Source organism: Labrenzia sp. VG12 (genome assembly GCF_002237595.1).
Classification (GTDB): domain Bacteria; phylum Pseudomonadota; class Alphaproteobacteria; order Rhizobiales; family Stappiaceae; genus Roseibium.
This window is the reverse complement of sequence record NZ_CP022529.1, coordinates 4,410,044-4,431,502: the sequence shown is the minus strand read 5'-3', so window position 1 is coordinate 4,431,502 and position 21,459 is coordinate 4,410,044. Positions and strand designations below refer to the sequence as shown.

Below are 21,459 nucleotides of genomic sequence, written 5' to 3'. Positions count from 1 at the left end.
CAACTCCACCGCCATGCCGGCCGGCAACCGGATTGTTGAAGGCCCTGCCGGCCGCAAGCCGCGCAAGATGCTCTCGCGCCGGAACATCATGATCTACGGCACGCTGATCGTCGTCTGTCTCTACTATCTGCTGCCGCTCTACGTGATGATCGTGACGTCGCTCAAAGGCATGCCGGAAATCCGGCTTGGCAACATCTTTTCGCCGCCGGTCGAGGTCACGTTCCAGCCCTGGGTCAAGGCCTGGGCCGAGGCCTGTACCGGTCTCAATTGCGACGGTCTCTCCCGCGGCTTCTTCAACTCGGTGAAGATCCTCGTTCCCTCAGTGATCCTCTCGATCATCATCGCGTCGATCAACGGCTACGCGCTGGCGAACTGGCGTTTCAAGGGATCGGAAACCTTCTTCACCATCCTGATCGTCGGGGCTTTCATTCCCTACCAGGTGATGATCTACCCGATCGTGATCATGCTGCGGGAAGTCGGTCTTTACGGCAGCCTGACGGGCCTTGTCATCGTGCACACGATCTTCGGCATGCCGATCCTGACGCTGCTCTTCCGCAACTATTTCGCCTCCGTGCCGCAAGAGCTGTTCAAGGCGGCCCGGGTCGATGGTGCCGGTTTCTGGGGCATCTATTTCCAGATCATGGTGCCGATGAGCCTGCCGATCTTCGTTGTTGCGATGATCCTGCAGGTGACCGGCATCTGGAACGACTTCCTGTTCGGCGTGATCTACACCAAGCCTGACCTTTATCCGATGACGGTCCAGCTGAACAACATCGTCAACTCCACGCAAGGAGTGAAGGAATACAACGTCAACATGGCCGCCACCATCCTGACCGGCCTCGTTCCTCTGACCATCTACTTCATTTCCGGAAAACTCTTCGTCCGCGGCATCGCCGCCGGTGCGGTGAAAGGCTGAGAACAACAATGGAAAAAAGCATCTCAATCAACAACCTTTCCCTGAGCTTCGGAAACCTGGAAGTCCTGAAGGACCTCAATCTGGATGTGGGCAAGGGCGAGTTCCTGGTCCTGCTCGGCTCTTCGGGCTGCGGCAAGTCCACGCTGCTCAACTGCATTGCCGGGCTTCTCGATGTCACGGGCGGCCAGATCTTCATCGGCGGCAACAACGTGACCTGGGAAGAGCCGTCCAAACGCGGCATCGGCATGGTTTTCCAGTCCTATGCGCTCTATCCGCAGATGACCGTTGCCGGGAACCTCAGCTTCGGCCTGAAAAATGCCGGACTGCCGAAGGCGGAGATCGAGGAGCGGGTCAACCGGGCGGCCAAGATCCTGCAGATTGAACCGCTTCTGAAACGCAAGCCTGCGGCCCTGTCCGGAGGCCAGCGCCAGCGCGCCGCCATCGGGCGCGCCCTGGTGCGGGATGCGGATGTCTTCCTGTTCGACGAGCCGCTCTCCAATCTGGACGCCAAGCTCCGGGCCGACCTCAGGGTCGAGATCAAGCAGCTTCACCAGAAGCTGCACAACACGATGATCTACGTGACCCACGACCAGATCGAGGCAATGACGCTCGCCGACCGGATCGCGATCATGCGCGGCGGCCGGATCCTGCAGCTCGCCTCACCGCACGAGATCTACAATCGCCCGGCCAGCAAATACGTGGCGGAATTCATTGGCTCTCCAACGATGAATTTCTTCGAAGGCGAGGTGGTCGAGGCCGGTGGCAGCTACAGCTTCAAGACCGGCGAGACCGCCTTTCCGCTCGATGGTTACGCCTTTCAGGACGGTCCCCCGGCAGGGGGCGCGGCCTGGTTCGGCATCCGGCCGGAACATATGGTCAGCGGGACGGACACCGCCTCTGCGCCAGTGCAGCTTGAAGGCCATGTGGAACTGGTGGAACCGCTTGGCTCAGACACGCTTGCCCGCATTTCGATTTCGGACCGCACCTTGTGGGTGCGCCTCGACGGCCAGGCGGCAATCGCTCACGGCGACGCCATCAAGGTCGGTTTCGACCCCGCGCGCGCCAATCTTTTCGACAAATCAACCGAAAACCGGATCTGATCCGGCCTCTCATATTCAGGACGATGATGATGGATGTTTCTTTCCAGCTCTATTCCGCGCGCGAATTCACACCTTTTGACGGTGTGCTGAAGCGCCTTGCCGAACTCGGTTACACCCAAGTCGAAGGTTTCGGTGGCAACTACGACGACCCGGCCGCTTTCCGCGCCCTGCTCGACGCCAACGGCCTTGCCATGCCCTCCGGGCATTTCTTTCCGATGGAACAGTTCGAGACCGATCTCGGCAAGGTCATCGAGACCGCGCACACGCTTGGCATGAAGCGGCTGTTCGTGCCGGCCCCGCCGCCGGAACAGCGTGGACCCGATGCTGCACACTGGCAGTCGGTCGGCGCCCGCCTGGAAACCATCGGCGAAGGCATCCGCGACGCAGGCCTGCGCTTCGGCTGGCACAACCACGATTTCGAGTTCGTTCCCTGCGCCGATGGCCGGCTGCCGATGGACATCCTGCTGGAAGCCGCTCCCTCCATCGAATGGGAAGCGGACATCGCCTGGATCGTGCGGGGTGGACAGGATCCGCTGGCCTGGATCGAGAAATACGCGGATCGCATCACGACGGCCCATGTCAAGGACATCGCTCCGGATGGCGAGTGTGAGGATGAGGATGGCTGGGCCGATGTCGGTCAGGGCACCATGGACTGGAAAGGCATCATGGCCGCCTTGCGCGGCGTCGGTGTCGACCTCTTCGTGATGGAACACGACAAGCCCTCCGACTTCGACCGCTTTGCCAGCCGTTCCATCGACGCCTTCCGCACTTTTTGAGGACCTGATATGAGCAACACACTTGGAATCGGCATCCTCGGATGCGGAAACATTTCGGCCGCCTATATGCGCCTCGCCCCGCTTTTCAAGGGCATCGAGGTTCGGGCTTGCGCAGATCTCAACGAAGCGGCAGCGAAAGCCCGGGCAGAGGAATTCGGCCTGCGCGCAGAAAGCATTGACGGATTGCTCGGTGCCGATGACATCGACATCATCGTCAACCTGACTGTGCCGGCCGCCCATTTCGAAGTGTCCAGGAAGGTTCTGGAAGCCGGCAAACATGTCTATTCGGAAAAGCCCTTTGTGCTCAGCGTCGAAGAGGGCAAGACCCTCGCGGACATCGCCGCGTCAAAAGGCCTCCGCGTCGGTTCCGCACCGGACACGTTCATGGGCGGAGCTCATCAGCTTGCCAGGCACCTGGTCGATGAAGGCGCCGTCGGCAAGGTGACGTCCGGCACCTGCTTCGTGCAGAGCCCGGGCATGGAAATGTGGCATCCGAACCCGGACTTCTTCTTCCAGCCGGGGGGTGGTCCGATCCTCGATCTCGGCCCCTACTACATTTCCAACCTGGTCCAGTTGCTCGGCCCGGTGAAGCGGGTCTGCGCCATGAGCTCGTCCGGCTCCGAATATCGCACCATCACCTCGCAGCCGCGCCATGGCGACAAGATCAAGGTCGAGACCCCGACCACGATCCATGCCGTGATGCAGTTCCACTCAGGCGCCCAGATCACCTATTGCGCCAGCTGGGATGTCTGGCAGCACGGCCATTCCAACATGGAACTCTATGGCCAGGGCGGTACGTTGCATGTGCCGGATCCGAACTTCTTCGGTGGTGAAGTCCGCATGACCGACAAGGGCAGCTTCGCCAGCCTGTCGGAAGCCTGGGACCACCCGTTCTCCAGGGCCAATGACGGCGGCAATGCAAATTACCGCACCGCGGGCCTTGCCGATATGGCACAGGCGATCCTGGAAAACCGTCCGCACCGTTGCTCTTTGGAATTCTCTCTGCATGCTGTCGACGTGATGACATCGATTCTCGCCTCCGGCGAGACCGGTCAATTCATCGATATCGGTACGACCTGCGAGCGACCGGCCGCCCTGGATCCGCAAGCTGCGCAGGCGCTCTTGACCTGATTTGGAGACAGAATGACCTGGACGGCAGCGGCAACGCGCTACGACACCATGGAATACCGCCGCTGCGGGAGATCCGGCCTGAAACTGCCGGTGATCTCGCTCGGCCTCTGGCATAATTTCGGCGAGGACACGCCACATCAGTTGAAACGGGACATCGCCCGGACCGCCTTCGATCTCGGCATCACCCATTTCGATCTCGCCAACAATTACGGCCCGAGGCCGGGCGCGGCGGAAGAAGCCTTTGGCGACCTGCTGCGGACGGATTTCGCGCCTTACCGGGACGAGATGATCATCTCGTCCAAGGCGGGCTATGAAATGTGGCCGGGCCCTTACGGCGAATGGGGCAGCCGGAAATACCTGATCGCGTCCTGTGACCAGTCATTGAAGCGGATGGGGCTCGACTATGTCGATATCTTCTATTCCCATCGCTTCGACCCGGACACGCCGCTTGAAGAGACCATGATGGCGCTCGATCATATCGTGCGATCCGGACGGGCGCTCTATGTCGGCATCTCGTCCTACAACTCAAAAAGGACACGGGAAGCGGCCGCCATCCTAAAGGATCTCGGCACGCCGTGCCTGATCCACCAGCCGAGCTATTCCATGATCAACCGCTGGGTCGAGGAAGATGGTCTGCTCGACACGCTGGACGATCTTGGCATCGGTTCCATCGCCTTTTCGCCGCTTGCGCAGGGCATGCTGACAAACAAATACCTGAAGGGCATTCCGGAAGGCAGCCGGGCCACCCAGGGCAAGTCGCTTCAGGACCAGTTCCTGAGCGAGGACAACCTGGCAACGATCCGAGCGCTCAATGCCATCGCCGAACGGCGCGGACAGAGCCTCGCCCAGATGGCGCTTGCCTGGGTGCTCCGCAAGGGACGTGTCACCACCGCGCTGATCGGTGCAAGCCGTCCCGGTCAGGTGGAGGACTGCGTCGGTGCTGTGGCCAATCTGGAGTTCACAGACGCGGAGCTGCGCGAGATCGAGGACACCACGCGGGAAGCAGATATCAATCTCTGGGCCGCCTCGGCGGAACGCAAAGGGCCGGCCCGCAAGAAGAAATAGCGCGCACCCGGCGCTGACACAGAAGGAGGAAGCCATGGCCGGACTGATCAAGGGACCTGCAATTTTCCTGGCGCAATTCGGCGGGGACGACGCCCCGTTCAACTCGTTGCCAGCCATTGCAAACTGGGCTGCCGGCCTTGGCTACAAGGGTATCCAGATCCCGACCTTTGACGGCCGTCTGTTCGACCTGAACAAGGCAGCTGAAAGCCAGACCTATTGCGACGAGGTCAAGGGCATCTGTTCCGATGCCGGTGTCGAGATCACGGAGCTCTCCACCCACTTGCAAGGTCAGCTTGTGGCCGTGCATCCGGCCTATGATCTTGCCTTTGACGGATTTGCGCCACCGGAAGTGCATGGCAACCCGCAGGCCCGGCAGGACTGGGCGGTCGATCAGATGAAAAAGGCCGCCATCGCCAGCCGCAATCTCGGCCTGACGGCTTCCGTGAGCTTCACCGGCTCTCTGGCTTTCCCCTATCTTTATCCCTGGCCGCAACGCCCGGCAGGCCTGATCGACGAAGCCTTCAAGGAGCTCGCCAAACGCTGGAAACCGATCCTCGACGTCTATGAGGACAATGGCGTCGATGTCGGCTACGAAATCCACCCGGGCGAAGATGTCTTTGACGGTGCGACCTTCGAGATGTTCCTGGAGGCCCTTGGCGGGCACAAGCGCTGCCAGATCAACTACGACCCGTCGCATTTCCTGCTGCAGCAGCTCGACTATCTCAGCTTCATCGACATCTATCACGAGCGCATCTGCGCCTATCACGTGAAGGATGCCGAGTTCAATCCGGACGGCCGCCAGGGCGTCTATTCCGGATATCAGGGCTGGGTCAACCGGGCCGGGCGCTTCCGCTCACTCGGCGACGGGCAGGTCGATTTTTCCGGCATCTTTTCCAAGCTCGCCCAATATGGCTATGACAGCTGGGCGGTGCTGGAATGGGAATGCTGCCTGAAGTCTCCGGAACAGGGCGCGGCAGAAGGTGCTCCCTTCATCGAAAGCCACATCATCGAAGTCACCGACAAGGCCTTTGACGACTTCGCCGGCGGTGACACCGACCAGGACCAGATCCGGAAGATGCTGGGACTGTAGCAGCCTGGTCTGGACGCAGGTTGAAACCGCTTTCGGAAGGTCCGCCCTCTGAGATGAGCAGAAAAGGCTAGGGGATGGCGAAACTCCCCCATTCCCTCGCCTGTAAAGAAATCATCTATCAGCGCATCTGAGCGGTGCGCTCGAAGCGGGGGCGCTATCGCGCCGCCATCAACCGGGCCATGTCGATCATGCGGGCGGAAAAGCCCCATTCATTGTCGTACCAGCCGAAGAGACGCACCTGGCGGGCATTTGCCTCCAGCGTTTCAGGCAGATGCAGGACCAGCGATTCAGGACGCGTGCGCATGTCGGTCGAGACCACGCGGTCTCGGACGAAGCCGATCACCGGACTGTCTTTGAATATTTCCAGAAGCCTGTTGTTGAACGGCGCCTCGACTGGTTCCGCCAGCGTCACCGTCAGGTCGACGGCGGAGACGCTGATGGTCGGCACACGCACGGCTGCGCCACTGACCTTGCCGGCAAGCTGGGGCAGCACGGTGCCCACCAGCTTGGTCGCACTGGTGGTGGTCGGGACCATGGAGACCCCGCCGGCCCGGCTGCGTTCCAGTGGCCCGCGCGGGGCGTCCACCATGGGCTGACTGCCGGTGTAACAGTGGATCGTGGTCATGTGGCCACTCTGGATGCCGATTGCATCGTCGAGCCCGCGCAGCAGCGGGGCAAGCGCGTTGGTCGTGCAAGAACCGTTGGAGACAATCCTGAAGTCGCCGAGGTTTTCCTCGTTGGCACCCAGCACCAGCGTGATGTCGGCAGCCTTGGACGGGCCGGAGATCAGCACATTCCTGGCCCCGGCCTTCAGGCCGCGTTCGGCGACCTCCCGCGTGTCCGCGCGCCCCGTACATTCCATGACGACGTCGACATTGCCGAGATCAAGCTGCGAGAGATCGGCTTCGGCGGAAAAGGGGATCCGTTGCCCATCGATCGTCAGTGAGGTTTCGTCAGCGCTCACCTCGCCGGGCCAGGGGCCGAAGACGCTGTCATATTTGAAGAGGTAAGAGCAGGTTTCGAGTGGCGCGATGTCGTTGATGCGCACCACTTCAATCGCCTCCGACGCCGGGAGGGCCAGCACCTGGCGCAGGACGGTCCGGCCGATGCGGCCGAACCCGTTGATCACTATCCGCATTCCTCAAGGTCCGGGTTTAGAAGTCCACCTGAACGGCGACACCCTTCTGAACTGCAAGCTCAACGGCAGCGGAGGCCACCGCGAGATCCTGAAGGCCGACGCCCGTCCCATCGAACAGCGTGATGTCGTCGTCCGAGGTCCGGCCTTGATGCGTAGCATTAATCACGGCACCGATCTCAATTATATTGTCCTCAGAGACAATTCCGGCAGCAACCGCGTGCTGGCATTCACCGATCGTTGCGGACTGGGCAACCTCGTCGGTAAACAGCCTGGCCTTGCCGACCAGGTCCGTGTCGACCTCCTGCTTGCCCTTGGTGTCGGTGCCCATGCAGGCAATATGTGTGCCGGGTGTAACCTGAGCGGCCTTGAGGATCGGTTCGAAACTGGAGGTGATCGAGATGATCACATCGGCTTCGGCCCCGAGCCGGTCGAGATCGAGGGATTCGTAAGGAAGACCGAGCTCGTTGGCGGTTTCTTCCAGCCGCACCAGCATGTCCGGATGCAGGTTCCAGCCGATCACTTTTTCAAAGTCACGCTGTTCGACAGCGGCGCGCATCTGGAAGGCGGATTGATGGCCGGCACCGATCATGCCGAGCACCTTGGCGTCCTTGCGGGCGAGATGCTTGATCGAAACGGCAGATGCAGCGGCGGTGCGAAGCGCCGTCAGGAGATTGCCGCCGACAACCGCTCTCGCCTGGCCGGTATCGGCATCGAACAGGAACACGGTCGACTGGTGATTGGTGAGGCCCTTGTCCATGTTGCCGGGCCAGTAACCGCCGGATTTCAGGCCGAGCGCCAGGGAAGAACGGTCGAAGCCGGACTTGAAGCCATAAAGCGCATCTGCATGACCGATGGCTTCCCGGATGACCGGAAAATTATAGGCGGCCCCGCTCGCCATGGCAGCGAAGGTCTTTTCAACCGCGTCAAAGGCGTCCTTGCGGCCGATCAGGTCGGCAATTTCCCTTTCAGGAACAATGATCATGAGGGTCTCCTGAGAAGTTGTCTCAATTTCAGACCTCATCCTGAAGAGGGCCAATGGCCCGTCTCGAAAGATCGACTGCGCACTTTGAAGCGGATGCCGATCCTAAATATCGGCGCGGGCGCGCCTCCTAAGGATGATGTGAGTGGAATACGGTGTGACACAGCTCTACCGTCGTCATGCCATGGCTTGACCATGGCATCCATGCCGTTCCCCATCAGCGCGGAAGAGATCCGAACAGAGAGGTCGCGGCATGGATTGCCGGGACAAGCCCGGCAATGACGAACAGCAGGGAGCTGCGTATCAATAAGCCTTGCCGCGGGCAGAGACTGGCCAGACGGTTTCGACCTTGCCGCCCCGCACACCGACATACCAGTCGTGAACATTGGCGGTCGGGTCGCAGTGGCCCGGAACCAGTCTGAGTTTCTCACCTACGTTGAGGACGCCCTTCGGGTCGGAGATGACACCGTGCTCGTCGGAACATTTGACATATTCGACATCGTCACGGCCGTAGATGAACGGCAGGCCGCTGTCGACCGACTGAGCCTTCAGGCCTGCATCGCAAATCGCCTTGTCAGCCTTGGCGTGGCTCATCACCTGGGTGAGGATGAAAAACGCGTTTTCCCACTCGCCCTGGTCGATCCGTTTGCCGTCCTGATCAAGAATCCGGCCGTAGTCGGCGTCCATGAAGGCGTAGGAACCGCATTGCAGTTCGTTGTAGACGCCGGAATTGGATTCAAAATAATAGGAGCCCGTACCACCGCCGGAGACGAGCTCCGGTTCCAGGCCGGCTGCTTTCAGGGCCTCGACCGCGTCCTGGACCATGGCAATGGCAATGTCGAGCTTCTCCTTGCGGGCCTCAAAGCTGTCGAGATGCTGCATGGCGCCCTGATAGGCCTGGATGCCAGTGAATTTCAGGTTAGCTGCCGCATCGACTGCCTGTGCGATGGCAACAACGTCTTCGCTGGTGGTGACCCCGCAGCGCCCGGCGCCGCAGTCGATTTCAACAAAGACTTCCAGCTCGGTGCCATGCTTGACCGCCGCCGCCGACAGATCAGCGACATTCTCAATGTCGTCGACGCAGACAAGGGTGCGCGCGCCGAATTTCGGCAGCCGCGCCAGCCGGTCGATCTTTTGCGGATCGCGGACCTGGTTGGAGACCAGAACATCCTTGATGCCGCCTCTTGCGAAGACCTCTGCCTCGGACACTTTCTGGCAGCAGACACCGACGGCGCCGCCGAGGCGTTCCTGCAACTTGGCGACATCAACCGACTTGTGCATCTTGCCATGCACCCGGTGGCGCATGCCGTGGGCCTTGGCATAATCGCCCATCTTCTTGATGTTGCGCTCCAGTGCATCGAGATCGAGCACCAGACACGGGGTCTGGATATCGGCCTCGTCCATGCCGGGAAGGGCCGGGACATCGTAGCCGACTTCGAGTTTTTCAAATCCGGTTTGTGCGTTCATTGTTGGTCTCCAAGTGGCTCTTTAACTGTTGTTCCAGGGCAGTTTGCCGAGATCGACATTGCCGCCGGTGATGATCACGCCGACGCGTTTGCCCGCGAAGACGTCCCTGTTCTTCAAGATGGTCGCCAGAGGCACGGCCGAGGACGGCTCCATCACGATCTTCAGCCGCGCCCAGATCAGGCGCATGGCGTCAACGATTTCCTGTTCCGACGCGGTCAGGATGTCGGTGACGTGGTTGGAGACGAAATGCCAGGTCAGTTCCTTGAGCGGCACTTTCAGCCCATCGGCCACGGTCACCGGCGCATCGTCTGCAATGATGTGGCCGGCCCGGAAGCTGCGCGCCGCATCGTCTGCCTGCTCCGGCTCGGCCGCGTAGATCCTGACATCCGGCGCCAGACTGCTGAGCGTCAGGCAGGTGCCGGAGACCATGCCGCCGCCGCCGATCGGCGCAATGACGGCATCGAGCCCGTCCGTCTGTTCCATCAGTTCCTTAGAGCAGGTGCCCTGGCCGGCTATGACGCGCGGATCGTTGTAAGGATGCACGAATTCCGCACCTGTCTTCTGCTGGACCTCTGCAAAAACAGCTTCGCGGCTGGAGGTTGACGGTTCGCACTCGGTGATGATCCCGCCATAACCGCGCACCGCGTCCTTCTTCGCCTGCGGCGCCGTTTTCGGCATCACCACGTGGCAGGGGATGCCCCTTCGGCCGGCCGCATAGGAGAGGCTCAGCGCGTGGTTGCCGGAGGAGTGCGTCGCGACACCCGCCCTGGCAGTCTCCTCGTCGAGACCGAAGACGGCGTTGGACGCCCCGCGCACCTTGAAGGCACCGGCCTTCTGGAAGTTCTCGCATTTGAAGAACAGCTCCGCACCGGTCAACTCGTTGAGAAACGAGGAGGTCAGCACCGGCGTGCGGTGAATATGAGGCTTGATGCGCTCATGCGCGACCAGCATGTCTTCCAGCGTCGGGATATACTGGGTCAGGGCGTCGGTTTTCATGCGGCTTCCTTTGCAGCGACGGCGGTTTCACGGCGGTAGTGCTCCTGCGCGGCGGCGACGCCGGAGCCGAGCTGGATGGGAAGGCCAAGATCGGCCATGACCATTTCGGCGGTCGCAAGCCCCGACAGGGCCATGATGTCCGTGAGGCTGCCCAGATGACCGATGCGGAACACCTTGCCCGCAACCTCCCCGAGGCCAACACCAAACGCGACGCCGTATTTCCCGGCTGCATGGGTGACGATGTCGGTGGCGTTGAAACCCTCGGGGTGCGGATCGCGCTGACGCTGTCCGAATAGACATCCGGCGTCTCGGCGCAGAGCTCCAGGCCCCAGGCACGGACGGCGGCACGGACACCTTCGGCGATGCGGTGGTGACGGGCAAAAACGTTCTCAAGCCCTTCGGCAAGCAGCATGTCGCAGCTCTGCTTGAGCCCGTTCAGAAGACCGACGGCCGGCGTATAGGGATAGGCGTTGCCGGCATAGGCCTTCATCATGTCGCGCACGTCGAAGAAGGTGCGCGGCAGTTTCGCCGTCTCCATGGCAGCCTGTGCCTTCGGTGACAGGGCAACGATGGCAAGACCCGGCGGCAGCATGAAGCCCTTCTGGGAACCGGTGACGGCCGCGTCAACGCCCCATTCTTCCATGCGGAAATCCATGGAGGCGATCGAGCTGACTCCGTCGACAAACAGCATCGCCGGGTGATTGGCGGCATTGAGCGCGCGGCGAACCGCGGCAATATCGGATTTCACACCGGTCGCCGTCTCGTTGTGGGTCGCCAGAACCGCCTTGATCTCGTGAGCGGTGTCTTTCGCCAGGATTTCCTCGTAGCGATCCGCCGGCAGACCGGTGCCCCAGGCTGCCTCGACAACCTCGACCTTCAGGCCGTGGCGCTGGCACATGTCGATCCAGCGATGGCTGAACATGCCGTTGCGGGCCGCCAGGATGCGGTCGCCCGGGCTCAGCGTGTTGGTGATGGTCGTTTCCCAGCCGCCCGTGCCGGTGGACGGAAAGACAAAGACGTCCGCCGTTTCGGATTTCAGGACCTTCTTCACGCCTGTAAGGGCCGGCTTCAGGATCTCGCCGAAGAGCGGCGAACGGTGGTCCAGCGTCGGCATGTCACACGCCCGGCGCAGGTACTCCGGCATGTTGGTGGGGCCCGGAATGAAAACAGGGTTCTGGAAGCTCATGGCCGTTTCCTCTTATCGATTTGAGGAAACCGTACCGGAGGGGCATCAAGACTCGCAATTTTTTTAAAAAATTTTTTCAAAAACTAAAATTGGTAAAAAGTGCTTACTTGTCAGTGTCTTGTATTTTTCATATGATGAACTCGTTTTTCAAAAAAGCAGAAAAGAAATTCATGGCAGCGCCAAAAACCGATCCCGTCCCCTCCCGTCGCGCCCGTGGACGTCCCCGTGCCTGGGACGACAAGAGCGAACAGAACACCATCAAGTCGCTCGATCGGGCGATGGCCGTGTTCGAACACCTGAGCACCCAGTCGGGCGTCTCGCTGTCTGCGCTCTCCGAGCAGCTGGGCGAATCGACCGCGACGCTTTACCGGATCCTGTTCACGCTGGAAACACGGGGGCTGGTGGAATTCGACCAGGCACAACAGCTCTGGCATATCGGGCCGGGCGCGTTCATCATCGGGGCGCGGTTCTTGAGGCGCACGAGCCTGGTAGAACGGGCGCGGCCGATCCTCCGGTCGCTGATGGAAGAGACCGGAGAAACCGCGAACCTGGGTGTTGCCCGGGCGGACCAGGTGCTGTTTGTCAGTCAGGTGGAAACCCATGAAAGCATCCGGGCGTTCTTTCCTCCCGGCACACTGTCCCCGCTGCATGCTTCCGGCATTGGCAAGGCCCTGCTCGCCTTCATGGACCCCGCCCAGTGCGTGCGCATTCTGGCTCAGACGGGCCGGGAGCGGTTCACGGAGCACACGCTTTGCGATGCAGGTCTTTTGAAAGAGAACCTGGATCTGATCCGTGCGCGCGGCTTTTCGATTGACGGGGAAGAAAAGAACCTCGGCATGCGCTGTATCGCGGCGCCGGTTTTCGACCATTACGGCGAGGCGGTTGCCGGCGTGTCGGTTTCGGGGCCGACCAGCCGGGTCAGTCCGGACAAGGTGGAGGCACTTGCGCAAGCAGTGAAGGTGGCAGCCGCCAATCTGACGGCGGCGTTGGGGGGAGAGACGGCCATGTCAAAAGGCTCGTCTTCTTCCTGACAAGCCACATTTCCAAACCTCATCCTGAGGAGGACCGCCAGGTCAGTCTCGAAGGATGGGCCACACACATTGGAGCAAGTAGCCGATCCTTCGAGACGCGCGCTAGCGCGCTCCTCAGTGTCTGGCCCGAAAGTGATCTCGGACGCAGCTTTCATCGTTCCCGGCACGAACTCGCCCCCTCTCGGTTGTCTTCCCGGCGAAAGCGGGGACCCAGTAACCTCATGAATCGGCGCTATAAGTTAAATCTAATCTCACGGAGTCCTGGTTTCCCGCTTTCGCGGGAATGACAAATGTGACTGAAGCATTCGCCCCGGCCATCACTTTCGAGCCAGACTCTCAGGATGAGGCATCGGTTTGGAGCCCTGTCAGTAGAGATTGGGGCCTCACCGAAGTCACTCGGCCGCGCGTTTGAAACCCTGCTGGATCCCTGCTTCGAACCGGCCCGCCGGCTGCAGTTTCATGTGCCGGTTGACGTCCTTGTAGAGCAGATAGCGGAACGGACTGGGGCCTCCGGCATAACAGGCCTGCGGGCAAAAGGCGCGCAGCCACATGTAGTCGCCGGCTTCCACCTCCACCCAGTCCTGGTTGAGGCGGTAGACTGCCTTGCCCTCCAGCACATAAAGACCGTGTTCCATGACATGGGTTTCGGCAAAGGGAATGACCGCGCCTGGCTGGAAGGTGACGATGTTGACATGCATGTCATGGCGCACGTCTTCCGGATCGACAAAGCGGGTGGTCGCCCATTTGCCGTCCGTGCCCGGCATCGGCCTCGGATCGATCTCGTCTTCATGGGTAACGAACAGCTCGGGCCAGTCGAGGCCGTCGACCGGCTCATAGGCCTTGCGCACCCAGTGAAACCGCACCGGTGCGCTGCTTGTGTTCCTGAACGTCCAGTCGGTCTGCGGCGGCAGAAACGCATAGCTGCCGGGGCGCAGGTCATGGCTTTCACCGTTGGCGATTAGCGTCGCCTCGCCTTCGACCACAAAAAGCACGCCTTCGGCCATCGGGTCGGTCTCCGGCCGCTCAGACCCGCCGCCGGGTTGCACTTCCATGATGTATTGCGAAAAGGTCTCGGCAAATCCGGAAAGCGGCCTGGACAGCACCCAGAGCCGGGTTTTCTCCCAGAACGGCAGGAAACTGGTGACGATATCCCGCACCGTGCCCTTCGGAATGACCGCATAGGCCTCGGTGAAGACAGCGCGGTCGGTCAAAAGCGTTTCCTGGCCCGGGTGGCCTCCGGTCGGCGCGTAATAGGAGCGGGGTCCGTTGGGTTTGCTCACGGGAAACCTTTCTCGATCAAGACACGTTTCCCAAGACTATGCCCCGGCTTCCGGTTTTGTACCAGCCGACTGTTAGAAGAGCACCTTTTGGAAAAACAAGATAATCACCCCTTGATTTTCAGGCATCTCGAGGCAATCAGCACCCGCACAAGTCGGCTCAGATGGCCAGCCCTACCGCCGAGGACGCCGTGCAAAGATCTGTTTTGACATCTCGCTGGCGGGCGCAATCGCGCTCTGGAGGCTGAGTTCCTGATCCCAGTCAACGTCGAGATCCAAGGCGGATTTCAAACTCTCCAGGAAAGGGCTGGATCCTGTTGCAGCATCGCCTACCAGTTTTTTGGCCTCGGCCCGCGGTACGCCGTGTCTGGCGAGAACGAAACTGGCCGTTTCCGCCATCAGTTCCGGATGAGCGTCCAGCGTCCCGTCGAGACCCGTTTCGTTGGCAACAAGTGTCTCTGCCAGCATTTGCGCATGGGTCAGCGCCGTTCCGACCGCAATCATCATTTGCGGCAGGAAGTGCCACTCCAGCGGCCAGACCGATCCGTCGCGCTCTTCCAGCGGACTTCCGGCCGAGGCCAGGCCAGCCTGTGCCGCAATAACAATCCTGTTGAGCGCCAGGATGGTCTCGGACTGCACGGGATTGGCCTTTTGCGGCATGGTCGAGGAGCCGCCGCCCGTGCCGCTGGAGAGTTCCGCGATCTCGGACCGGCCGAGCAGGATCAGGTCCCCGGCCATCTTGGCAAGCCCGGCGGAGACCTGCTGCAGCCAAGCCGCAACCGCCAACACCGGCGTCCGATTGACGTGCCAGGACGGCCCTGCCGCGAGATCCAGTTCCCTGGCAAGCGCCTCTGCGACGGCTGGTCCGGCCGGTGCAATCGCCGCGTTAACTCCGGAAGCCCCGCCGAACTGGACGCGCAACACCGTGCGCCGCAGCTCGGGGAGAGCGGCCTCCGCATCGATCAGCGGGTGGGCCCATTGCGCAATCCGGTAGCCGAGTGTGATCGGGGTGGAGACCTGGCTGCGGGTGCGTCCGGCCATCAGGCGCGTCGCAAACCGTTCGCTTTGCCGTTCCAGCGTGTCGATCAGTTTTTCAAGTCTTGCCGACTGGAGACCAAGGGCCACCTTCACCTGCAGGATCATCGCCGTGTCGATGATGTCCTGGCTGGTCGCGCCCCAATGAATCCAGTTCGCGGCCGCGCCGCCAACCTGCTTGCGCAGCTCAGAAACAAGTGCCGGCACCGGAACCCCTGCGGATCGGGTACCTTCTGCCAGATCGGCCGGCTCGATCCGCAGGTTCTGAAGCGTCTCGGCAATCGCATGTGCTGCGTCAGCCGGGATGATTTCCAGGCTCCCTTCAGCAATCGCCAGGGCGCGCTCGACCTGGACCATATGCGCGACGTCGCTGGCGTCGTCAAACAGACGGGCAAGGTCGTCGTCGGCAAAAAGCGGAGAGTGGATCGAGCTGGAAAAAAGGGAAACGGGCATGGGTCTCAACGTACTGGCAGGAACTTGCCATTGAGGGGCAGGATCCTGCCGGGGTCAAGCGGCCTTCACCGGAAGGTCCAGGATCTCGCGGGCCTCTTGCCAGGTGGCGACGGGACGCTCGTATTTTTCACAAAGCTCAGCGGCCCGCCGGACCAGCGCGGCATTGGAGGGCGCCAGCGTGTCGCGGTCGAGCCGGATGTTGTCCTCCAGGCCGGTGCGGGTGTGACCGCCTGAAGAAATGCACCACTCGTTCAGCGTCAGCTGATGGCGGCCTATGCCGGCGGCACACCATTCAGCCTCCGGCGCCAGACGCTCAACGGTCCGGATGTAGTAGTCGAAGACATCCCGGTCGACGGGCATGGCGTTTTTCACGCCCATGACGAACTGGACATAGAGTTTGCCGGGGATGCGGCCGTCCCTGTTCATGGCCACGGCCTGATGGATGTGGCTGAGATCGAACGCCTCGATCTCCGGCTTGATCTGGTGGGTCCGCATCTCGCCCGCCAGCCAGTCGACCAGATCCGGCGGGTTCTCGTAGACCCGTGTCGGGAAATTGTTCGAACCGACGGACAGCGACGCCATGTCCGGCTGAAGCGGCAGCATGCCGCCGCGCTCCTGACCGGCGCCAGACCGGCCACCGGTCGAGAACTGGATGATCATGCCGGGGCAGTGTTTCTCCAGGCCCTCCTTGAGCCTTGCGAATTTTTCCGGATCAGAGGACGGGGACTGGTCGTCATTGCGCACATGGGCATGACAGATGGTGGCGCCGGCCTCGAAGGCTTCCTGCGTGCTTTCCACCTGCTCGGCCACCGTCACAGGGACCGCCGGATTGTTTTCCTTTTTCGGCAACGATCCGGTGATCGCGACACAGATGATGCAGGGTTTTGTCATGGGTTTTTCGTTCCTGGTTTACTGGCCGATTTTCACGTTGTTCCAACCACATTCGCCGACTTCATCCTGAGGAGCCGCAATGGCGGCGTCTCGAAGGATTGGCTGCGCGCTCACGGTGTGATGCATCCTTCGAGACGGGCCTATTGGCCCTCCTCAGGATGAGGCCGAGGGGGGAACGAAGACCTCAAACATCAAAAAAGACCGTTTCATCCTGCCCCTGAAGCTTGATGTCGAACCGGTAGACCGTCTGGCCGTCGCGTTCTGTCCGTTTCGCGATCAGGGTTGCACGGCGGCGTTCCCATTCGATCAGGTTCAGCACCGGATCCTTGGCATTGGCCTCGCTTTCGTCCTCGAAATACATGCGTGTGTTGAGGCCGATATTGATGCCGCGCGCGACGATCCAGAGGTTGAGATGAGGCGCCTGCGGACCGACATTACGGCCCGGGCAGGACCCCGGTTTGACGGTGTCGAACCCCCACTCGCCGGTCTCGAAATCGGTGATCACACGGCCCCAGCCGCGAAAGCCGTCCTCGACAGGGCCGCCACCTTCCGGATGGGCGTAGTGACCGTCTGCATTGGCCTGCCAGACTTCCAGGAGAACATCCTTGATCGGAGATCCGGTGCCATCCATGACAATGCCTTCAACTCGGATGCGTTCTCCTCCAGCGTTCGGGCCTGCAATGTCCCAGCCGAGTTCCTGCTTGTAGATGTCGAACCCCGCCGCGCCGGGCGCCAGGCCGATATGGACGTAAGGGCCGGCTGTCTGGGACGCTGTTTCCTGCAGATAGTCGAGTTTCTGCGGCATGGCTCAGTTTCCTTCCAGACGGTTTTCGAACAGGGTCGAGCGGCGTCCGCGCAGAACAATGTCGAACTTGTAGGCGATCGTGTCGAGCGGGATCGTTGCATTGAGATCCAGCGCCGCGACCAGCTGCTGGATGGCCTCCGGATCCGGAATGGTGTTGACGATCGGGCATTTCGGGATCAGCGGATCGCCTTCGAAATAGCACTGCGTGATCAGGCGCTGGCAAAAGGCGGAGCCGAAGACCGACATGTGGATATGAGCCGGCCGCCAGTTGTTGACCCAGTTGCGCCAGGGATAGGCCCCGGGTTTCACGGTGCGGAAATAGTAGTAGCCATTCTCGTCAGTCAGCGTGCGGCCACAGCCGCCGAAATTCGGATCGATCGGCGCAAGGTAGGTGTCTTTCTTGTGCCGGTAGCGGCCTCCTGCATTGGCCTGCCAGATCTCCACCAGCGTGTTGGGCACCGGCCTGGCATTTTCATCCAGCACCCGGCCATGCAGGATGATGCGTTCGCCGATCGCGCTTTCACCCGGCTTGGCGTAGTTGTGCAGAAGGTCACGGTCGAGCGGGTCGATATCGTTTTGGCCGAAGACCGGCCCGGTGACTTCGGACACCGAGTTCTGCAGGCTGATCAGCGAATATTGCGGCGAGCGCGAGACGCTGGTCTTGTAGTCGCGGGACAAGGCAGGCGGCTGGCGCTCCCGGTCGCGCTGATAATATTCACCCTGTTTGAGCATGTTTCCTCTCCTCCCCGGCACAAATGGGGGTTAAGCGCCGTCAGACCTTGCCGGTCTCCATTTCCGCATAGGTCTGCTTGGCCAGCTTCAGCGCCTGGTTGGCGCGCGGCACGCCGGCATAGATGGCCACGTGCTGAAACGCTTCCAGCACATCCTGCTTGCTGGCGCCCGTATTGGCCGTCGCCCGGATATGCATCGGAATTTCCTCGAAATTGCCGAGGGCGGCCAGCAGTGCAAGCGTCAGCATCGAGCGCTCCCGGTCGCTGATGCCGTCCGAGGCCCAGACATTGCCCCAGGCGGTCTCGGTGATCAGGGTCTGGAACGGTTCGTCCAGAGGCGTCTTGGCGTCTTCGGCGCGGTCGACATGGGCATCGCCCAGCACCGCCCGGCGAACCTTCATGCCAGTCTCAAACCGGTCAGACATGGAGATGCTCCTTTAAAAACGGGACCAGATGACCGGCAAAGACATCCGGCTGTTCGACACAGGGGAGATGACCAGCCTGGTTTATGTCGACAAACCGGCTCCCGCCCACAAGATCCGTGGTCGCCCGGACAAGGTCCGACGGGCTGGCCAGGTCGTACGAGCCACCGATCCCGAGCACCGGCAGCTCCAGCTGCGAGGTTGAGGCCGTCAGGTCGGCGGCAGCAATGGCTTCACAGCAACCGATATAACCCTCCGCCGGCGTTCGGGTCAGCATGTGCCGCCAGCCCAGGCTTTCCGGACTTTGCCGAAAATCTTCCGCAAACCAGCGCTCCAGAACGGCGTCGGCGATACTGTCCATGCCACTTGCGCGGATCTTGGAGATCCGGCTTTGCCACATGGCAGGCTCTCCCATCTTGACCGCTGTATTGGCCAGAACGAGGGCTTTGACCCGTTCCGGCTGCCGGTCGGCCAGAAGCTGGCCGATCATGCCGCCGATAGAGAGGCCGACAAAGGCAAAGGTCTGGATCTCAAGCCGGTCCAGCAGTTGCTCCGTGTCCTGGACCAGGGCTTCCAGCGAATACGGAGCCGGTGGACAGGAGGAGAGGCCATGGCCGCGCTTGTCGAAGCGGACCAGATGGAGCCCCAGTCCCGAGACCCGATTGACCACCTTGTCCCAGAGGCGCAGATCGGTGCCGAGGGAGTTGGCGAAAACAACGGCCGGACCAGTCGGATCGCCATCCGCGCGCCAGTGAATATCCGCACCATCAAGACGAGCGATGTTCATCAGTAAGGCAACCCGACATAGTTCTGCGCGAACCATTTCTGCGCGATGTCATTGTAGTGCAGGGACTCGATCTCCGCGCGCTGCATCTTCAGGTCAAAGTCGGTCTGGTCCGGGAACCGGTGCAGCATGTTGGTGGTCGCCCAGCTGAAGCGTTCGGCTTTCCAGATCCGGGCCAGTGCCTTCTCCGAATAGCGGTCGATGCCTTCGCTGTCCTTGTCCTGGTAGAACTGCACAAGGCCTTCAAAGAGGTAATGGACATCCGAAGCCGCCGTATTGAGCCCCTTGGCGCCGGTGGGCGGGACGATGTGAGCAGCGTCACCGCACAGAAACAGCCGTCCCCAGCGCATCGGTTCGCAGACAAAGGACCGCAAGGGCGCGATGGACTTCTCGATGGAAGCGCCGGTCACCAGCCGGTCCGCGACCGCCTCCGGCAGACGCCGTTTCAACTCGTCCCAGAACCGGTCATCCGTCCATTCGTGGATGTCGTCGTCGAGATTGCACTGGACGTAGTAGCGCGACAGATTTTCGTTGCGCATCGAACAAAGCGCAAATCCGCGCGAGGAATTGGCATAGATCAGCTCCTCGTGGACAGGCGGTGTTTCGGAAAGGACGCCGAGCCAGCCAAAAGGATAGACCTTTTCATATTCCTTCAGAACCGTGTCCGGGATCGTCTTCCGGCTGACGCCGTGAAATCCGTCGCAGCCGGCCACGAAATCGCAGTCGATCCGCTTGGCGCTGCCGTCTTCCAGGAACGTCACATAAGGCGCATCCGTGTCGGCATCGCGGATCTCCACGCCCTCGACCTCAAATATGGTCCGGGCACCGGTCGCATCGCGGGCGTCATAGAGATCTCGTGTGACCTCGGTCTGGCCGTAGACGATGACATTTTCGCCGATCAGCTTCTGGAAATTGATGTCGAACATCTCGTTTTCATAGGAGATGCAGGTGCCGTGGTGGACAAAGCACTCCTTGTCCATGCGCTCCGCCACACCGGCCTCGCGCATCATGTTGACCAGTCCGGTCTCCAGGATGCCGGCGCGAATGCGGCCAAGCACGTAGTCGCGCGTCTTGCGCTCCAGAATGATCGTTTCGATGCCTTTCAAGTGCAGCAGCTGGCCGAGCAACAACCCCGACGGCCCGCCGCCGACAATGACAACCTGAGTGCGCATCCTGTCCTCCCTGATTGATTTGATATTGAATGATCAAAATCGGGAAGTAAAATGAGATATGAGGCCTCTTTCTTTCCAAAAAGAATAAGTAAATGATCGACCGGCGTATCAAGTTCAGGCATATCCAGTGTTTCGTGGAGATTGCCAGGGAGCGCAGCCTGAAACTGGCGGCAGACAAGCTGCACCTGACCCAGCCTGCCATTTCAAAGACCCTGAAGGAACTGGAGGAGATCATCGGCGCCAGCCTGATGAGCCGGAACCGTGCGGGTATTCAGCTCACCCGTCAGGGCAAGGTGTTCCTGCATTTCGCGCAGATCTCGCTGGCCAGCCTGCAGCAGGGCCTTGACGGAGTGGAGCGCGAAGGTGGCAGTGCCCGGGAGACGCTGAAGGTCGGTGCGCTGCCTACGGTCGCAGCCAGTTTCATGCCGCCCGTTGTCCGGGAATTCGCCGCCATGGCGCCCTATGTGATGCTGCAGATCATGGACGGGCCGCATGGTTACCTGATCGAACGGCTGAAACTCGGCGAGCTTGATCTCGTCATCGGCCGTCTCGGGCGCCCGGAAGCGATGGAAGGCGTTTCCTTCACCCAGCTCTATTCCGAACAGGTCGACCTGATCGTGCGCGCCGGTCACCCGCTTCTGGACCAACCGGACATCAAGACGATCATCGACTGGCCGGTGATCTATCCCCCCGAAGGCGCCGCGATCCGGCCCCTCGTCGAACGGTTGATGATTGCAAACGGCGTCGGCCAGATTCCCAACAAGATCGAGACGGTCTCCGGCGCTTTCGGGCGGATCTATACGCGCAATACGGACGCTGTCTGGATCATCTCCTCTGGTGTGGTCCAGAACGAAACGGCCGACGGTCATCTGGTGAGACTGCCCTTTGAGACTGACATCACGAAGGGGCCAGTGGGCCTGATGACGCGCCCGGACACGCAGCCCGGTGCGGCCGAGCAACTGTTCCGCCTAGCCGTCCAGTCGGTGATTGAAGACCAGGGGCTGACATCCTGAT

At 61.1% G+C, this 21,459-nt stretch carries 20 protein-coding genes and 1 pseudogene; 8 read left to right on the top strand and 13 right to left on the bottom strand.

Going from position 1 to position 21,459, the window contains the following annotated elements; translation table 11 throughout:
* The first annotated feature begins 13 nt into the window (after positions 1–13).
* From CHH27_RS20620 to CHH27_RS20595, 6 genes are read left to right on the top strand one after another with little or no spacing between them, the layout of a single operon-like run.
* Positions 14–916 (top strand): carbohydrate ABC transporter permease, encoded by a 903-nt coding sequence (locus CHH27_RS20620; RefSeq protein WP_094073254.1) that lies wholly within the window; start codon positions 14–16, stop codon positions 914–916.
* Between the two features lie 8 nt (positions 917–924).
* Complete coding sequence (locus tag CHH27_RS20615) at positions 925–2,016, top strand: ABC transporter ATP-binding protein (RefSeq protein WP_094073253.1); 1,092 nt, start codon at positions 925–927, stop codon at positions 2,014–2,016.
* Positions 2,017–2,042: 26 nt separating this feature from the next.
* Entirely contained in the window at positions 2,043–2,792 is a 750-nt protein-coding gene (locus CHH27_RS20610) for a sugar phosphate isomerase/epimerase (RefSeq protein ID WP_208988308.1), read from the top strand.
* A gap of 9 nt (positions 2,793–2,801) precedes the next feature.
* Entirely contained in the window at positions 2,802–3,923 is a 1,122-nt protein-coding gene (locus tag CHH27_RS20605) for a Gfo/Idh/MocA family protein (protein WP_094073252.1), read from the top strand.
* A 12-nt stretch (positions 3,924–3,935) separates the two neighbouring features.
* A complete protein-coding gene (gene mgrA, locus CHH27_RS20600; RefSeq protein WP_094073251.1) occupies positions 3,936–4,988 on the top strand; it encodes an L-glyceraldehyde 3-phosphate reductase in 1,053 nt (350 codons plus the stop codon).
* Positions 4,989–5,022: 34 nt separating this feature from the next.
* Complete coding sequence (locus CHH27_RS20595; protein WP_094073250.1) at positions 5,023–6,078, top strand: sugar phosphate isomerase/epimerase; 1,056 nt, start codon at positions 5,023–5,025, stop codon at positions 6,076–6,078.
* A 154-nt stretch (positions 6,079–6,232) separates the two neighbouring features.
* Here CHH27_RS20595 and CHH27_RS20590 read toward each other — a convergent pair whose 3' ends face one another.
* From CHH27_RS20590 to bhcA, 5 genes and pseudogenes are all read right to left on the bottom strand, one after another.
* A complete protein-coding gene (locus tag CHH27_RS20590) occupies positions 6,233–7,216 on the bottom strand; it encodes a type I glyceraldehyde-3-phosphate dehydrogenase (protein ID WP_094073249.1) in 984 nt (327 codons plus the stop codon).
* A 16-nt stretch (positions 7,217–7,232) separates the two neighbouring features.
* On the bottom strand, positions 7,233–8,198 hold the full coding sequence (gene bhcD, locus CHH27_RS20585) for an iminosuccinate reductase BhcD (protein WP_094073248.1): 966 nt from the start codon (positions 8,196–8,198) through the stop codon (positions 7,233–7,235).
* A gap of 300 nt (positions 8,199–8,498) precedes the next feature.
* Positions 8,499–9,662 carry a 3-hydroxy-D-aspartate aldolase BhcC gene (bhcC, locus tag CHH27_RS20580; RefSeq protein WP_094073247.1) on the bottom strand — a complete coding sequence of 388 codons (1,164 nt, stop codon included), beginning with the start codon at positions 9,660–9,662 and terminating at the stop codon, positions 8,499–8,501.
* A gap of 21 nt (positions 9,663–9,683) precedes the next feature.
* The gene (gene bhcB / locus CHH27_RS20575; protein WP_198338262.1) at positions 9,684–10,658 is read right to left on the bottom strand and encodes a beta-hydroxyaspartate dehydratase BhcB; all 975 of its coding nucleotides are present in this window, start codon (positions 10,656–10,658) and stop codon (positions 9,684–9,686) included.
* Positions 10,655–11,844 (bottom strand): annotated as a pseudogene (bhcA, locus tag CHH27_RS20570) (L-aspartate--glyoxylate aminotransferase BhcA). The gene bhcB and the pseudogene bhcA overlap by 4 nt, the downstream one beginning before the upstream one ends.
* Positions 11,845–12,014: 170 nt before the next feature.
* On the opposite strand from bhcA, the gene bhcR reads away from it, so the two are divergent.
* Entirely contained in the window at positions 12,015–12,875 is an 861-nt protein-coding gene (gene bhcR / locus CHH27_RS20565) for an HTH-type transcriptional regulator BhcR (protein ID WP_094074901.1), read from the top strand.
* Between the two features lie 392 nt (positions 12,876–13,267).
* Here the strand turns inward: bhcR and CHH27_RS20560 are convergent, their stop codons facing one another.
* The 8 genes from CHH27_RS20560 to pobA form a co-directional block, all read right to left on the bottom strand.
* Entirely contained in the window at positions 13,268–14,155 is an 888-nt protein-coding gene (locus tag CHH27_RS20560) for a bifunctional allantoicase/(S)-ureidoglycine aminohydrolase (RefSeq protein ID WP_094073246.1), read from the bottom strand.
* A gap of 171 nt (positions 14,156–14,326) precedes the next feature.
* Positions 14,327–15,640 carry a lyase family protein gene (locus CHH27_RS20555; RefSeq protein ID WP_094073245.1) on the bottom strand — a complete coding sequence of 438 codons (1,314 nt, stop codon included), beginning with the start codon at positions 15,638–15,640 and terminating at the stop codon, positions 14,327–14,329.
* 54 nt (positions 15,641–15,694) lie between these two features.
* Positions 15,695–16,531: a 3-keto-5-aminohexanoate cleavage protein gene (locus CHH27_RS20550; RefSeq protein WP_094073244.1), complete on the bottom strand. Its 837-nt coding sequence runs from the start codon at positions 16,529–16,531 to the stop codon at positions 15,695–15,697.
* A 184-nt stretch (positions 16,532–16,715) separates the two neighbouring features.
* The gene (gene pcaG / locus CHH27_RS20545; RefSeq protein WP_094073243.1) at positions 16,716–17,336 is read right to left on the bottom strand and encodes a protocatechuate 3,4-dioxygenase subunit alpha; all 621 of its coding nucleotides are present in this window, start codon (positions 17,334–17,336) and stop codon (positions 16,716–16,718) included.
* Positions 17,337–17,339: 3 nt separating this feature from the next.
* Positions 17,340–18,068: a protocatechuate 3,4-dioxygenase subunit beta gene (pcaH, locus tag CHH27_RS20540; protein ID WP_094073242.1), complete on the bottom strand. Its 729-nt coding sequence runs from the start codon at positions 18,066–18,068 to the stop codon at positions 17,340–17,342.
* Between the two features lie 40 nt (positions 18,069–18,108).
* Positions 18,109–18,492 (bottom strand): 4-carboxymuconolactone decarboxylase, encoded by a 384-nt coding sequence (pcaC, locus tag CHH27_RS20535; RefSeq protein WP_094073241.1) that lies wholly within the window; start codon positions 18,490–18,492, stop codon positions 18,109–18,111.
* Positions 18,485–19,276, bottom strand: coding sequence for a 3-oxoadipate enol-lactonase (pcaD, locus tag CHH27_RS20530; RefSeq protein ID WP_094073240.1), 792 nt, complete (start codon positions 19,274–19,276; stop codon positions 18,485–18,487). Before pcaD ends, pcaC begins: the two co-directional genes overlap by 8 nt.
* On the bottom strand, positions 19,276–20,445 hold the full coding sequence (gene pobA, locus CHH27_RS20525; RefSeq protein ID WP_094073239.1) for a 4-hydroxybenzoate 3-monooxygenase: 1,170 nt from the start codon (positions 20,443–20,445) through the stop codon (positions 19,276–19,278). The genes pcaD and pobA overlap by 1 nt, the downstream gene beginning before the upstream one ends.
* Before the next feature lie 92 nt (positions 20,446–20,537).
* On the opposite strand from pobA, the gene pcaQ reads away from it, so the two are divergent.
* Positions 20,538–21,458 (top strand): pca operon transcription factor PcaQ, encoded by a 921-nt coding sequence (pcaQ, locus tag CHH27_RS20520; protein ID WP_094073238.1) that lies wholly within the window; start codon positions 20,538–20,540, stop codon positions 21,456–21,458.
* Position 21,459: the final 1 nt, after the last annotated feature.